This window comes from Lactiplantibacillus pingfangensis, assembly GCF_005404945.1.
Lineage (GTDB): Bacteria > Bacillota > Bacilli > Lactobacillales > Lactobacillaceae > Lactiplantibacillus > Lactiplantibacillus pingfangensis.
Genome location: NZ_BJDG01000006.1, coordinates 37,296 through 52,589, shown reverse-complemented (window position 1 = coordinate 52,589; position 15,294 = coordinate 37,296). Strand labels below are relative to the sequence as shown.

Genomic DNA, 15,294 nt, shown 5'->3' with positions numbered 1-15,294 from the left:
GCTAAGCCCCCTTAATTTGATTGAACGTGCCGTGTCGGAGATCTAAGAAATAATTTTTTAAATTAGTGAAGAAGACTTCGGGATTATCGACCATGTGGTTATGACCACTATTCGGCGTCACGACGAGTTGTGCATTGGGCATATCACGTTGCATGCGCTGTGCCGTTGCGAGTGGCATGGTTTCATGATCCGCAAAGGACAGTAACGTTGGGAGCTGAATGGTTTTTAATTGCTTGGAGAAGTCCCAACTGCCGAGGTCGCCTTCGACAACAAACTCATTGTCACCTTGAAAATGATTGTAAACAGGCTTGGCCTGAATATCGACGTTGTGTGACATCATTTCCGGTTGGCGGCGATTCACATAACCGTGATATAAGTGGGTGATGAGTTGGCGATAATGGAGATTCGACCACTGACCGCGCCGCTCGATATCGGCCATGAACGCATTTTCCGCGGGTGAGAATTCCGCGGCCCGGATTTCCTTGATATGCGCAACGTAATCAGGAATATTGTCGATCATACTAATAATGATTAGACCTGCCAGCTGTTCCTGATGTTGGGCGGCGTAAGTCATTGCGAGCATGCCACCCCAAGAATGTCCCGCCAAAAAGTAGTGATCATAGCCAAGGAGTTGTCGGACCTCATCGACCTCACTCAAATAATAAGCTTCAGTCAGATAGTCGGCCTTGACCGCAGGATCGTCCCAATCCGGCGTATCCGAATACCAAGAGCCCAGCTGATCGTACATCGTGACTTCGATGTCGAGGGCGGCGAGTTCTGGTCCAAACCGTTCAAAGACTTCATGGGTATCACCAGGACCGCCATGCAAGCAAAGCAGCTTGGTTTTACCGCCGAGGTTATTCGTATGTGTCCAAATATGGTAGCCGTTTTTAAGTGTTAAAATTCGTGTTACGTTACGCATGATTACTGTCACCCCATCTATTAGTGTCTACAAATAAAAATACACTTAGTTCTCATTAAATTCAAATTTGTTTCTAATTTTAGGCGATTTTAAGGGGGCTAAGCAGGTTGAACATCTGTCGGTGGTGAGTGATAACAGGGCAATGACACGGTGTCGAGCTTGTTTTTGAGGGGGAGAAACTTGGATTAGAAACTCACTATTCAAATCGGCAGTGTCACTATTCCAGTAATGGGCCATAAACGTGGTATGCTGAATGGAACAAGCAGAAAGTAGGTCTTTTAGATGGAAATTAAAGCATTACAACAACGGTCTGTTAAATTACGCGACAGCTATCATCAATTAGAACAGCAACAGGATGGTCATCCATGGACTTTGGAACAAGATGCGTTGGCATTTTTAACGGATGCAGGGCTGGTTGGCCGTCAGGTGATGGCGCACGAGCAGAGTTGGCCAGAAGCCGTTTCGAGTGCTGATCTAGCTAGTAAGTTGGCGGAAAATATTTGGTGGCTAGTTGAAATGGCTGATCGGGCAGATATTGATGTTGAGGCTGCATTAACCGCTTTTCTTGATGAACGCGAACAACATCTAGGCTAGCGATTTTGGTCAGCGAGACAGCTAGTTACTTATCGTTAGATTAGGTCGCCCGTGACCGATATGGTAAAATTAAGCTAAATCGGGGAAATGAGGGGTGGCTTATGAAACGACGACTTTGGTGGCCAATCATGGCGAGTGTTTTCTTAGCAATCATCACACTCAACTGGCGACCAGTAACTGCTTTCGCAGATTATAAGATTAGTAATTATGATGTCCACGTTGATGTCCAAAAAGATGGCAGCGCAGAAGTCAGTCAGGGGATGACCTATCTTTTTGATGACGACTATCATGGGGTCTTTAATAAGCAAGACTTACATGGGATTCAAGGGGCACAATTTCAAGGTGTCGCCACGCGACTGAATGGTGGCATGTCAAAAACCGCCAGCGCGGCAGAGACTGATGCAGACAATACTTATCAATTAACGCAAACTAAAAAACAATTTCAGGTTAAACTTTACCGTGGCGTGCATGCGGGTGATAAATTACGTGTGACCTATCGCTATCGGCTGTTAGGCGTCGTGACCAATTATCAAGACACGGCGGAATTGAATTGGAAAATTATTGGAACTGGCTGGGATGAGCCGTTGAAAAATGTGCGCTTGACCATTCAGTTACCAGCTAAGTCTGTAACGGGATTACAAGCCTGGACACATGGCCCACAAGACGGTCGAACAACTGTCGACAAGAAAAATGGTCGCGTGACGATGATTCTTGCGCAGAATCCGGCGAACTCATTTGTTGAGAGTCACTTGTTGTTCCCAACAGCTGTCGTGCCATTAAATCAACGAACAAGTTCCCAGAAGCGTAAAGCGACGGTCCAAAAGCAAGAAGCTAAGCTAGCTGTGGCTGCAAATCGCAAACGGCAGCGGCAAGCATTATTGCAGTGGCTGTTTTATGGCGTGGCCGTAGCGGTCTTCATTTTGACCATTGGCGGTTACGCTTGGTGGCTTCGGCGGCACCCCGCGCAGTCACATACGAAGCCAATCCCAATCAACCATTCGTTTGACGTGCCAACTGTTGGTCCGGCAGTGGCGCAGTCATTATGGCGAACGGCTTCGCCAGATACTAAAGCGTTAGCAGCGGAAATTCTAGCGGCAGCCGCTGCCAAAGAAATTACGTTGGAACCTATTCAAGGAAAACGGAAGCCAACCGTCAAAATGAAAAAGTTGGCCCCAATTTCGAATTCATTTTTGGCGCACTGCTTTGACAAAGTGGCGGTTCGAAACGAATTACGGTTGGACCAGTTACAGGCGTTTGGTAAAAAAGATGAAAAAGGGCGCTTAAATACTTGGTTTAAAGCGTGGCAACAAACAATTGACCAAGGGGTTGCAGTCTATCAAGACCAAGTGAACGACAAAATCCGCAACGTTTGGTTGAAAATGGGCGTTGCCGTGACACTTTTAGGCATCGTCGTGGTAGTTGCAGGAATGTTCATTAGTCCAAAAATCGGGGCCATCACTGTAACCGTCGTTCCGATTGTTACAATCGTGACCTGGATACTCGGGATTATCAACTATCGGCGGATCACGATTAATACCGATGAAGGTCTGGCATTGAAAAACCAAATTAATGGCTTTCGGCAAATGTTGAAAGATATTGGCCATTTTAATACCGCTGAAATTGGTGATTTAATTCTTTGGGAACAGATTTTGCCCTATGCGGCCGCCTTTGGTTTAGCTGAGCGAGTCGCAAATAAGCTGGCGGTTGATTTCGGAACCACGGCATTGGCAGCGGGAATCGGGATTTACTATCCAATCTTCTTCGCCAACAATGGCTTTGATTTTGATTTGTCAGGGGCATTGAGCAGTAGTTTTTCAAATGCATTAGACGCTTCAAGCAACGCAAGTTCGTCATCAGGTGGTTCCGGCGGCTTCTCGGGTGGTAGTTCGGGTGGCTTTGGCGGTGGCTCCGGTGGGGGCGCATTTTAACAGCATCAACTTAGAGACTGTAACTTTCGAGTTATTGTCTCTTTTTTTTACGCAAACACTTGCGGTCCAGTCCAATTAACGGTACGCTGTGAAAGTAAAGGCTTACATAAATGGAAACGAATGGATGAGGACTAATGACAGTCAAATTAATAGCAACAGATATGGATGGCACTTTTCTCAATAATCAGGGGGAATATAATCGGACTTGGTTTAAAAAAATATACGCTGAACTGCAACGGCGTGGAATTCAGTTCGTCATTGCGAGCGGTCACCAAGCAGTTGAGTTAGTGGATTTCTTTAACGATTTTCCGGAAATGTGGATGATTGGTGGTAACGGGGCGGAATTGATGAATACGCAAGCTGGGTTGACGGCCGAAACGTTTTCTGCCACAGCAACTCAACAAATTTTGGCGACCTTGGCAGACTACCCAGAGATTCAAATTGCGCTCTGTGGGACCAAGACCGTTCATGTGTTGGAACACGCTGATCCGGGATTTATTGCGGCGATGCGAAATTATTACTATCAATTAGAAACTGTGGCCGACTTAACGACCGTCACAGACCCAGTCGTCAAGTTCGATATTATTTGTGCGCCAGCGATGACGGACCAATTAGTTTATGAATTAACGCCCAAGCTAGCTGGAATTGCCGTGCCAGCTTCTGGCGGTCAAGGCAGTATGGATTTGATTCAACCAGGGATGCATAAAGGACGTGCGCTCAAGTTACTAGGCAACCGGTTGGGCATTCGGTCGACGGAAATGGTCGCGTTTGGTGATGGCACGAATGATTTGGAAATGTTGCGGTATGTCGATACAGGTGTCGTCATGGGTAACGCGCCGGCTAACATGCAAACGCAAGGCGATACTGTTACCGAATCGAACGAGCAAGATGGCGTCTTAAGTTACATTGAAAATGAGATTTTACGAAAATAACCGGTGAATTTCTGAAAATAGTCCGGGCTTTTGATTGCCAAACGGGCTTGCGCCATGCTACACTTCAACTAGATGGAAACGAACGGAGGCTGGGATTCGATATCCTGACCTCTTTTAGTTTGTGCTTGAGCGTTTTTTATTTTGATGGTCGAAACGTGTTAGCCACACCAGCGGGTTCCGCTTGGCAAAGCTACGGTCAGGATGCCTAACCCGCATCATAACCGTAGCTCAGCCAATGCTCACCAGCTGACCGGTGTGGCTAACACTCTTGAAAAGTGAGGGATATGAATGTTAACCGTAAGTAATGTCAGTATGCAGTTCTCAACTCGCAAACTTTATGATGAAGTTAATTTGAAATTTACGCCAGGGAACTGTTATGGCGTGATTGGGGCCAATGGTGCCGGTAAGTCAACGTTCTTGAAGATTTTGGAAGGCAAGCTCCAACCAACTTCTGGGAATGTGTCAATGGGTCCAAATGAACGGATGTCGAGTTTGAACCAAAACCATTTCGCCTTTGAAGATGAAGAAGTCTTATCAACCGTTATCCGTGGCTACCAAAAGCTCTATGACATCATGGTTGAAAAGGATGCCCTTTATGCGAAGCCTGATTTTAGTGACGCTGATGGGATTCGTGCGGCGGAATTAGAAGGCGAATTCGCTGAAATGGACGGCTGGAACGCAGAATCTGAAGCGGACCAATTGTTACAGAGTTTAGGTATTGATGAATCCATGCAACATCAAAAAATGAGTGAATTGACGGAGCCGCAAAAGGTTAAAGTCTTATTGGGACAAGCCTTATTCGGTAGTCCTGATGTGCTGCTTTTGGATGAACCGACCAACGGGTTAGACGTTCAGTCAATCAGTTGGCTGGAAAATTTCTTGGCAGACTACAACAAGACCGTTATCGTGGTTTCCCATGACCGTCACTTCTTGAACCAAGTTTGTACGCATATGTGTGATGTTGATTTTGGTAAGATTACGTTATTTGTTGGGAATTATGATTTTTGGATGGAATCAAGCCAATTAGCCGCTAAGTTAAAAACGGATGCGAACGCTAAAAAGGCTGACCAAATTAAAGAATTACAAGAATTCGTGGCGCGATTTAGTGCCAACGCCTCGAAGTCGAAACAAGCGACTTCACGGAAAAAACAATTGGAAAAAATTACGCTTGATGATATCAAACCATCATCCCGTAAATATCCATTTATTAAATTCACGCCTGATCGGGAAATCGGGAATGATTTAGTTCGGGTTGAGAATGTTTCGAAGACGATTGATGGCGTCAAGATTTTAGACAATATCAGTTTCACGTTACGGCCTAATGAAAAAACCGCGTTGATTAGTCGCAGTGATTTAGCAACGACTACTTTAATGCAAATTATTGCGGGCGCAGTTGAACCGGATTCTGGGACGGTAACTTGGGGACAAACTACCTCACGCACTTATTTGCCACGGGATATTAATGACCAATTTACCAACGATAGTTTAACGATTATCGACTGGTTGCGTCAGTATGCGCCTAAGGAAGAGAGTGACAACACTTTCTTACGTGGGTTCTTAGGGAAAATGTTGTTCTCTGGTGAAGACGTTACCCGGAAAGTTAACGTGTTATCTGGGGGCGAAAAAGTCCGTGGGATGTTGTCCAAGATGATGTTGAGTCGGGCTAATGTCTTATTATTGGATGACCCAACCAACCATTTAGATTTGGAATCCATTACCGCTTTGAACGACAGTTTGATTGATTTCAAGGGTGCGATTATTTTCACCTCCCATGACCACGAGTTTATTCAAACGATTGCGGACCATATTGTTGAAGTCAGTGCCAAAGGGGTCGTTTACCGCGGCGATACGACTTATGACGAGTATTTGGCCCACGAAGCCACCCAAGGCCGCGTTCAAGATTTATATTAGTAAGGGATCGGCTTAAATTAAACAAATCCTGACCAACTGAATCCGCCAATCTGTTATGATTACAACATAACTAGATTGGGGGATTTTTTTATGACCACAGAGGTGGATCGACTACTACGACGTTGGTATTTGGGTCAATTAGTCGTATTGCTGGGGGCGATGTTACTGGAATTGTTGATTGTTAAAAATGGGGCGTATTTTGCATTTGGTGGGCTGGTGACGATTCTGTTATTGCTTGGCGGCTTAGTACCGGCTTTTGAAACAACGACAACTGCTCAGGATTGGCCACGATTTCGGCGATTTAATCACTATTTTCAAGCCATCTTTCAATTTATTTTTATGCCATTTTTCTTAATGGGGTTAGTTGATCTACTACGCAGAGTGCCGTTTTTGAATGAGCAAGGCCTGGTCGCCGTGGCGTTTTTCTACATGATTTTTATGTTCGTGCCGATTGCAATCGTCACCATGACACCGGTTCGTTCTGTCATTGGTCGGATCTTTTTATTAGCGATGGCTGTATTCAGTGGCTTGATTGGTGCGCAATCAACCTTTTTAGCGTTGCCCGTTTTAACGGCGCCAGCAGTTTTCAAAATGGTCAGTGATACTGGTATTTTGGGGGCCTTTGGCTTTGTCTTAACAGTTGGTGTGCTGATGACGACTTGGGGCTTTCGTTGGCCAACTTGGCGCTTGAATCGTCAAGCCAATTGGGGGTTGATTGTTGCGATTGGGGTTGTCGGCGCGGCATTTGTTATTTGGAATGCGTTTGGCGTTGGGAGTTCTTGGCGAACGACTTTTACGCAGTTTGATTTTAAGATGCAGGCCGTTTCTTGGAAAATGTTTCTGAGCGGTTTAGAGCCAGGGATTGCGGAAGAATGGTTATATCGTTTTGCTATTTTGGCGCTACTTTTGAAGGCCTTCGACCAGCATTGCCACCAGTTGGACTGGGCCGTGGGTTTGAGCAGCGCGATTTTTGGGCTATGGCATTTGACTAATACGTTAGCGGGGCAATCTTGGTCGGCCACGGTCGAGCAGATGATCTTTGCTGCCTCATTAGGCGGATTCTTAGCGGTCAGCTACTTGTACTCGGGAAGTATACTCGTTCCAATGCTGATTCATGCGGGCGTAGATATTTTCAGTATGATGGCCTCTGGGTCGCAAAGTATGAGTAAACCAGATATCTTTGAATGGCAAACAATCGGCTTTACGGTGATTGTGTTTGGTCTCCTCACCATTTTCTTCCTAACGGGGAAACGCCGACAAGTCATGCAAGCACAGGTTGACCGTCAATTGCAACAATCAGTGTAGCAGTTAGTAGGTGACAGGGGTATTAGTTTAGGATGATAACTAACAAACGATCAGTGGTCTCGCCTTGGTGAGGCCTTTTTTCATGGATTAAGCTGTTTGGAAAATAGCCGAACAATCGATTACAAGCCTTTTACCCAATTCTTAAGGGTTTTATACTGAATGTAATCTGTTTGTAACATTTGTGTCACCACATCGCAACATCGGCCGGTTATACTGAGTGAAGTAAGAAAATGGCCTATACATATTTTGCACCAAACATTTTAGCTATCGATGGTTGAATCGGTTACCACGGATGGGACAAGTTAAGTTTGGCGGCAGCTAATACCTCTCGGAATGGGCAGGATTCATGACGGGGCACATATAGCAACTACTAATTAGTAGTCGAATAACCGATCATTAAAAAAGACTTGGGCAGACGCCTGAGTCTTTTTATTTTAGGGGGGGATTCGGATGATAGCTAGTCAAAACGACTTAATGGCAGTCTTACAAGCAACGCTACGGCCAATTGACCATGTGTCGTTTAATCAGATGTACACGGGGCAAAGTCGACGCTGGCCGGAGCCAATTTTTGTGAAAGTCTTTGCGCCCGAACGGCAGGGAAAATTTTTAACCGAACGCGCGATTAATCTCCAACTGACCGATCGCGTGTTGACGAGCTGCCAATTAGCTACTGGGGAATGGGTATTAGTGATGCGCGACCTGCAACTAACGCCACTGCCAAAAGAATTCACAACTGAGCTAGCACAGACGATGGGAACCGTGCTAGCGCGATTTCATCAAACTGTCAGATTACCCCAAGCGATGAGAATTAAAGCGCTTGATTTTGAGGGCGTTGCCGACAAGGTTGGCCAACTGGCAACTCGCCCGGACTATCGACAGTTGGTGAGTTTGATGACTAATTTCCAGCAAGCGGCGGCCACAATTCAAGCGATTTTTAACCGGCAATCAAGGGTAGTTTTGCATGGTGATGTTGGCCGGCGTAATTTTCAGTTCGTCAATGGACAATTAGCGCTGATTGATTTTGAACGTGCGCAAATTGGCTATGCCCAAACTGATTTTCAAAAACTATTTTATCAAGATTTTACCGGTCAGCCTGCCTTGATTGCGGCATTCTTAACCGGATATGGTCCGACTGGGCAACTGCCAGACATCGCGGCAAGTTGGCTAAGTTTTGTTGAGGCAGTCGGTATTTTTACTTACGTCCAGAAGTTACCAGATCCACAGTTTGAAAAGGTTGGTCAGCGGCTGTTGGCCGCGATTGGGCAACCATTTGCATAGAATAGCTGAACCGAGTGTCAATAATCAGAATATGTAGATAACCCCGTACCTGGTTGGAAATGATATTATGCGGTCGCTACTGCCCCGGCTGTACTTTCAACCTTTAATTACTAACTAAATCCCTAATCATTGCCACCATGTCAATGATTAGGGCATGAAGATTAGTTGACATGGGCCGCTTCCAGTCGCCACTGATAACATGCGGCCGTGGGACCGGATCAAGCCTGAGAACCGTCTTGGCCCTCGCCCAGAACCCTTGCACAAATCGCAAGTGTCCCGGACCGTCCGTGGCGTAACGCCGGCAAGAAACATGCCGACCCAACGCCACCTTCACGACCGATGGGATCAGCGGCGACTTCCGGCTAATTTAACTGTTTTTAGGTTAGGTTTAGCGGAAGCAGGCAGAAATCGTTGTGCTGTGTCGGTAAGATTGGCTGGCGGGTCTTAGCCGCCTAATCTTACAGGGCGATTCAAAGACGTGGGTTATCGGCTTTAAATCGAAGTTGCAGACCGCACTATGGCTGCGACTGTCCCACCATAGCACAGCGATTTCTGCCTGCTGAAGCGGAATTACCACTAATTTGGAAGTGTCTGTTGCCTATATGACAGTGTTTACAAGCTCTTTTGTCCTTGCAATCTTTAATTACTAATTTTAACTGGTCAAAAATAATGATGATGGTGCTAATTGCCAATCATCATTTTTTATTTGAAAAATTTTTCAGATAGTTAGCAGACTTGAGGATTGGACTAAGCAACTAGCAGAACTTGTCGTTAAACGCTGTCGCCTCATTGTCGTATTATAAATGTTAACACCTGTAAACTGCGGGTTTGTCTAGACTAACTTGTTTACAATCCTTTCGCCGGAAAGTCAGCAGATAACGTATACTAATATTATTAGCTGTAATACCACTGATAGTGGTTGGCCCTAGAATGATAACTACATAAAGTAGTCTAGTGAGAAATGAGGAAACTTAAATGTCGACATTAGTCATTAAAGATTTAAAGGTAGCTGTGACGGAAAATGAACAGGAACGGTTGATTCTGAAAGGCGTTAATTTAACGTTAAAAACGGGTGAAACCCACGCGATTATGGGACCTAACGGCACTGGTAAATCCACCTTGTCAGAAACAATTATGGGAAATCCAGCTTACCGGGTAGTTAGTGGTAGCGTGCAATTAGATGGCGTGAATTTACTAGATCAAACAATTGATCAACGCGCCCGAGCAGGCTTGTTTTTAGCCATGCAATATCCCGCTGAAATTAAAGGCGTGACGAATATTGAGTTTCTACGGGCGGCAATCAACGCCCGGCGTGCCGATGATGACCAGCAACCGGTGACCGAATTTTTAGCGCAATTGGATCGCAACTTAGCTTTATTAAATATGTCGGATTCAATGGCTGAACGTTATTTGAATGAAGGTTTTTCTGGCGGTGAAAAAAAGCGTAACGAAATTTTACAATTGCTAATGATTCAACCGAAATTTGCGATTTTAGATGAAATTGATTCTGGCTTAGATATTGATGCCTTACAAGTGGTCGCTAAAGGGGTTAACTCGTTAAAAGGTCCTGATTTTGGCACTTTAATGATTACGCATTATCAACGCTTATTGAACTATATTGTGCCCGACTATGTTCATGTCATGATGGACGGTCGGATCGTCAAAACTGGCGGCCCGGAATTGGCTTCGACGCTAGAAGCAGAAGGCTACGCTGGGTTACGTGATGAACTCGGGTTAACGGTTGCGTTGACCGACGATGACGTTAAGTGAGGTGTGTGAACTATTGGATCAAACAAACTTATTAACTGCCGTTCGGCAATATTCTCGCCAGCAGCATGAGCCGGCCTGGCTATTGGCATTACGTGAAAAAGCCGTGGCGGTTTATGCGCGCTTACCGTTACCAAAATTTGAAAAAATTAACTATGCCGACTGGCCATTAGAAGATTTTACGCGACCAACTGAACAAGTGAGTGCTGAACCGAGCGCGGATTTAGGTGCCGGCCAGCAGTTCTATTCGGTTGGCGACACGACCATACAATTGAGTCTGCCAACAGAAGCAATCGAACAAGGTGTCATTTTATCAGATTTGCGGTCGGCCATTCAGACCCATGGCGACTTAGTGCAACGTTATTTAATGCAAAAAGCGCTACAACTCGGTGATGATAAATTAACGGCGCTGAATACTGCTTTGATGACTAATGGCTTTTTTCTGTATGTGCCAGCCAACGTGGTCTTAAAAGCGCCCATTGAAATAACGCAGTATGTGGATAGTCGGCAGGCACAAAACTTTTTTAATCATAGTTTAGTGATTGCGGCTGAAAACAGTCGTGTACAAGTGATTCAACGGTTAAAAACGTTGGGGGCTGGTGCGGCTATCGCGCATTTACTCGTTGAAGTCATCGCTGAAGCCGATGCGACCGTTGATTTCGCCGGAATTGATGCATTGAGTGCCAACACGACGGCCTATTTAAATCGACGCGGGGTTTTAGGACCCGATGCCCGACTGAACTGGGAGCTGGCTGAAATGAATGCTGGCCGGGTTGTGGCGGATTTTGATACAGAATTAAAAGGTCGTGGCTCGGAAGCGCAGGTCAAAACAATTGCGATTGCGACTGGTCAACAGACCCAAGGCATTGATACCCGGGTAACTAATTATGGTCAAAAAACGACAGCAAATATTATCCAGCGTGGCATTATTTTAGATGCGGCTGCGCTGATTTTTAATGGTATTGGACATATTGTCAAAGGGGCGCATGGTGCTAAAGCCGATCAAGAGAATCGGTTATTAATGTTATCTTCCAAGGCACGTGGTGATGCGGACCCAATCCTTTTAATTGATGAAAATGATGTCGAAGCCGGCCACGCTGCTAGTGTGGGTCGGGTCGATGAGCAACAGATGACTTATTTACTGAGCCGTGGTATTCCCAAACCGGTTGCTGAACGGTTAGTGATTCGGGGCTTTTTAGCTGGCGTCATTACGGAATTGCGTTCACAACGCTTGCGAACGGAACTGAACAGCTTGATTGAAAGGCGGTTAACGGATGAACATTAGTGAACGACGAGCCGATTTTCCAATATTGAACACCCAAATGAACGGTGAGCCGTTAACATATCTGGATAATGCGGCCACTACCCAAAAACCACAGGCAGTGATTGACGCGATTAGTCAGTACTATCTACACGATAATGCAAATGTCCACCGAGGCGTCTACAGCTTGGCGGCACGTGCAACCGATCAGTATGAAGCGGTCCGTGATCAAGTGGCAGCGTTCATTCACGCACCACAACGCGAGAGTGTATTCTTTACCCGTTCGACGACGGATAGTCTGAACTGGGTCGCGCAAACTTATGGTGAACAAAACTTGCAAGCGGGGGACGAAATTGTCGTAACGGCTTTGGAGCACCACAGTAATTTAGTGCCGTGGCAACAATTAGCCCAACGAAAGCAAGCTCAGCTCAAAGTGATTCAGTTGACAAGTACTGGTGAACTTGATTGGGCGTCCGCCCAACAGCAAATTACTGATCGAACCAAAATTGTCGCGGTGGCCCATTGTTCCAATGTTTTAGGCGTCACCTGTCCCATTCAAAAACTCGCACGGTTAGCGCATCAGCATGGCGCGATCATTGTCGTGGATGGGGCCCAAGCGGTGGCGCATCAACCGGTCAATGTTCAAACCTTAGATGCTGATTTCTACGCTTTTTCTGGTCATAAGCTCTTGGGACCAACTGGCGTCGGCGTCCTATATGGTAAGTTAGCGTTGTTACAAACGCTGACACCCGCACAATTTGGCGGTGAAATGATCAGCAACGTCACTTGGGAACACACTGAATTTGCGCCGATTCCGCAACGCTTTGAAGCGGGGACGCCAAATATTAGCGGGGTGATTGGATTAGGGGCCGCGCTAACTTATATTCAGCAGCTTGGTTTTGCCGCCATTCAAACGCAAGAACGCCAATTAACGGCGCAACTGCTGAATGGGCTGTTAACTTTTCCTGACGTCACCGTTTATGGTCCGCAGCAAGTTGCCCAGCATGGCCCAGTAGTGGCCTTTAACGTTGACGGCATTCATCCACATGATGTCGCGACTGGGTTGGATTTAGCCGGCGTCGCAGTGCGGGCGGGTCATCATTGCGCGCAGCCATTAATGCAAGTCTTACAAGTCCCCACGACCGTGCGCGCCAGTGTCCAGTTTTATAATTCGGCGGCCGATATTGCACGGTTTTTGGCCGCGCTTCAAGCAGTAAAGGAGTTTTTTCAGCAATGAGTTTGTTAAAACTAAACGATTTATATAAAACGGTGATTTTAGAACACGCGCGTGCGCCGCACCACTATGGTCAATTGGCCGATGTGCCGGCGACAACACTGAACAACCCCACTTGTGGGGATGTGATTACCGTTCAAGTACAGGTCACAGCTGAAAAAATTAGCCGTATTCGGTTTAGCGGCCAGGGCTGTACGATTTCACAAGCTTCGGCCAGTGTGATGACAGATGTGCTTAGTGGCCAATCAGTTGAACAAGCCCAGCGATTAATTCAGGCGTTTTCAAAGTTAGTGATCGGTGAAAAAGTGGCTGAACAGTGGACGAAACAGTTGGGAGAAGCCGCGGTGTTAGGCAGTGTGGCGGAATTTCCAACCCGAATTCGCTGTGCTACTTTAGCTTGGCACGCGGCCGCGCAAGCATTGGGGGAAATTGACGAATGAGTGACAAAGTTAAACAAGTGGTCAGTGGGACTGAACATTATGACTATGGGTTTCACGATGATGTGGTGCCCGTTTATTCGACCGGTGAAGGCTTGAGTGAGGACGTGGTACGGCAAATTTCTGCTGAAAAACATGAACCAGCGTGGATGCTGGCATACCGGTTGAAGGCTTATGCGATTTATCGTAGTCTACCAGCGCCAAAGTTCGGTCCAGATTTATCCGGGTTGGATCTGGCCCATATGAAATATTACCAAAAAGCGACAGATAAAAAATATCGCGACTGGGCTGATGTCCCCGAGAAAATTAAACAAACTTTTGACCGTTTAGGCGTTCCAGAAGCGGAGCGTCAATATTTAGCGGGGTCCAGTGCTCAATATGAATCCGAAGTCGTTTACCATCGCATGCAACAAGCCTTTGAACAAGCTGGCATTATTTTTACCGATACGGATACGGCCCTACAAAAATATCCCAAACTGTTCAAAAAGTGGTTTGGGCAACTTGTTAAACCGGATGCGAACAGTTATGCTGCACTGAACGCGGCGGTCTGGTCTGGTGGGTCATTTATTTATGTGCCTAAAGGCGTCAAAGTAACGACGCCAATTCAAGCCTATTTTCGGATCAATGCTGAAAACACGGGGCAATTTGAACGGACGCTGATTATTGTTGATGAGGGCGCCAGTGTGAACTATGTGGAAGGCTGTACGGCGCCTAATTACGATTCTGACAGTTTACATGCGGCGGTGGTTGAAGTTAACGTACTAGCGAATGCTACTTGTCGTTATACAACCATTCAAAACTGGTCGAATAACGTGTACAGTTTGGAAACAAAACGGGCACAAGCTTTTGAACATGCCACGATGGAATGGGTCGACGGTAACTTAGGCTCAAAAATTACGATGAAGTATCCGTCGGTGTATTTGAATGGCGAAGGCGCCCACGGCACAATGCTGTCAATCGCAGTGGCTGGGCATAACGTCGACCAGGATACGGGTGCGCGAATGATTCATAATGCGAAAAATACCACCTCATCAATTGTGTCAAAATCAATTGCCAAAGATGGCGGGGCGGTCGACTATCGCGGGACGGTGCGGTTTGGTCGCCACTCGGATGGGTCGTTTGCGCATGTCGAATGTGACACGATTATTATGGATGAGCAGTCGTCCAGTGATACGATTCCGTATAATGAAATTTTGAATGGCAATGTTTCGATGGAGCACGAGGCGAAAGTATCCAAGGTATCTGAAGCCCAGTTATATTATTTGATGAGTCGCGGCATCTCGGAACAAAAAGCGACCGAAATGATTATTATGGGCTTTGTAGAACCCTTTACGAAACAGTTACCGATGGAATATGCGGTTGAATTGAATCGCCTGATTAGTTTTGAAATGGAAGGATCGATTGGTTAATGGCAACTTTTAAAGATGACGGCATGGCAGCGCTGACGCAAGTCATTGATCCTGAACTAGGGGTTGATGTCGTCGGTTTAGGCTTGATATACGATGTGACCAATGACGATAACGGTCATTGTGTTGTCACGATGACACTAACGATGATGGGCTGTCCCTTGACCGAGCTGCTAGCTGACCGGATCACGACGGCGCTAACAGCCTTACCAGAAGTAAACACGGTTGAGATTAACTTAGTTTGGTCGCCGGTTTGGTCGATTGCAAAGATGTCACGCGCGGCTCGGTTGACGTTAGGTGTGTAGCAAACAAAATCTTT

General features: G+C 46.2%; 13 protein-coding genes. 12 read left to right on the top strand and 1 reads right to left on the bottom strand.

Features of this window, described 5'->3' with window-relative positions:
- Position 1: 1 nt before the first annotated feature.
- A complete protein-coding gene (locus FFM74_RS04040; protein ID WP_137625347.1) occupies positions 2-922 on the bottom strand; it encodes a proline iminopeptidase-family hydrolase in 921 nt (306 codons plus the stop codon).
- Positions 923-1,204: 282 nt separating this feature from the next.
- Here FFM74_RS04040 and FFM74_RS04035 point away from each other — a divergent pair, with 282 nt between their 5' ends.
- The 12 genes from FFM74_RS04035 (at position 1,205) to FFM74_RS03980 (ending at position 15,280) form a co-directional block, all read left to right on the top strand.
- Positions 1,205-1,516 (top strand): nucleoside triphosphate pyrophosphohydrolase family protein, encoded by a 312-nt coding sequence (locus FFM74_RS04035; protein ID WP_137625346.1) that lies wholly within the window; start codon positions 1,205-1,207, stop codon positions 1,514-1,516.
- Positions 1,517-1,617: 101 nt separating this feature from the next.
- Complete coding sequence (locus tag FFM74_RS04030) at positions 1,618-3,444, top strand: DUF2207 domain-containing protein (RefSeq protein WP_137625345.1); 1,827 nt, start codon at positions 1,618-1,620, stop codon at positions 3,442-3,444.
- A gap of 134 nt (positions 3,445-3,578) precedes the next feature.
- Positions 3,579-4,376: a Cof-type HAD-IIB family hydrolase gene (locus FFM74_RS04025; protein ID WP_137625344.1), complete on the top strand. Its 798-nt coding sequence runs from the start codon at positions 3,579-3,581 to the stop codon at positions 4,374-4,376.
- Between the two features lie 288 nt (positions 4,377-4,664).
- Positions 4,665-6,287: an ABC-F family ATP-binding cassette domain-containing protein gene (locus tag FFM74_RS04020; RefSeq protein ID WP_137625343.1), complete on the top strand. Its 1,623-nt coding sequence runs from the start codon at positions 4,665-4,667 to the stop codon at positions 6,285-6,287.
- Positions 6,288-6,377: 90 nt separating this feature from the next.
- On the top strand, positions 6,378-7,592 hold the full coding sequence (locus FFM74_RS04015; protein WP_137625342.1) for a CPBP family intramembrane glutamic endopeptidase: 1,215 nt from the start codon (positions 6,378-6,380) through the stop codon (positions 7,590-7,592).
- 450 nt (positions 7,593-8,042) lie between these two features.
- Positions 8,043-8,870 carry an aminoglycoside phosphotransferase family protein gene (locus FFM74_RS04010; protein ID WP_137625341.1) on the top strand — a complete coding sequence of 276 codons (828 nt, stop codon included), beginning with the start codon at positions 8,043-8,045 and terminating at the stop codon, positions 8,868-8,870.
- Between the two features lie 975 nt (positions 8,871-9,845).
- Positions 9,846-10,640 carry a Fe-S cluster assembly ATPase SufC gene (gene sufC, locus FFM74_RS04005; protein ID WP_137625340.1) on the top strand — a complete coding sequence of 265 codons (795 nt, stop codon included), beginning with the start codon at positions 9,846-9,848 and terminating at the stop codon, positions 10,638-10,640.
- Positions 10,641-10,653: 13 nt separating this feature from the next.
- Positions 10,654-11,922 carry a Fe-S cluster assembly protein SufD gene (gene sufD, locus FFM74_RS04000; RefSeq protein WP_223877153.1) on the top strand — a complete coding sequence of 423 codons (1,269 nt, stop codon included), beginning with the start codon at positions 10,654-10,656 and terminating at the stop codon, positions 11,920-11,922.
- A complete protein-coding gene (locus tag FFM74_RS03995) occupies positions 11,912-13,135 on the top strand; it encodes an aminotransferase class V-fold PLP-dependent enzyme (RefSeq protein ID WP_137625338.1) in 1,224 nt (407 codons plus the stop codon). Before sufD ends, FFM74_RS03995 begins: the two co-directional genes overlap by 11 nt.
- Positions 13,132-13,572 carry a Fe-S cluster assembly sulfur transfer protein SufU gene (gene sufU / locus FFM74_RS03990; protein WP_137625337.1) on the top strand — a complete coding sequence of 147 codons (441 nt, stop codon included), beginning with the start codon at positions 13,132-13,134 and terminating at the stop codon, positions 13,570-13,572. The genes FFM74_RS03995 and sufU overlap by 4 nt, the downstream gene beginning before the upstream one ends.
- Complete coding sequence (gene sufB, locus FFM74_RS03985) at positions 13,569-14,978, top strand: Fe-S cluster assembly protein SufB (RefSeq protein ID WP_137625336.1); 1,410 nt, start codon at positions 13,569-13,571, stop codon at positions 14,976-14,978. The genes sufU and sufB overlap by 4 nt, the downstream gene beginning before the upstream one ends.
- On the top strand, positions 14,978-15,280 hold the full coding sequence (locus FFM74_RS03980) for a metal-sulfur cluster assembly factor (protein ID WP_137625335.1): 303 nt from the start codon (positions 14,978-14,980) through the stop codon (positions 15,278-15,280). The genes sufB and FFM74_RS03980 overlap by 1 nt, the downstream gene beginning before the upstream one ends.
- The last annotated feature ends 14 nt before the right edge of the window (positions 15,281-15,294 follow it).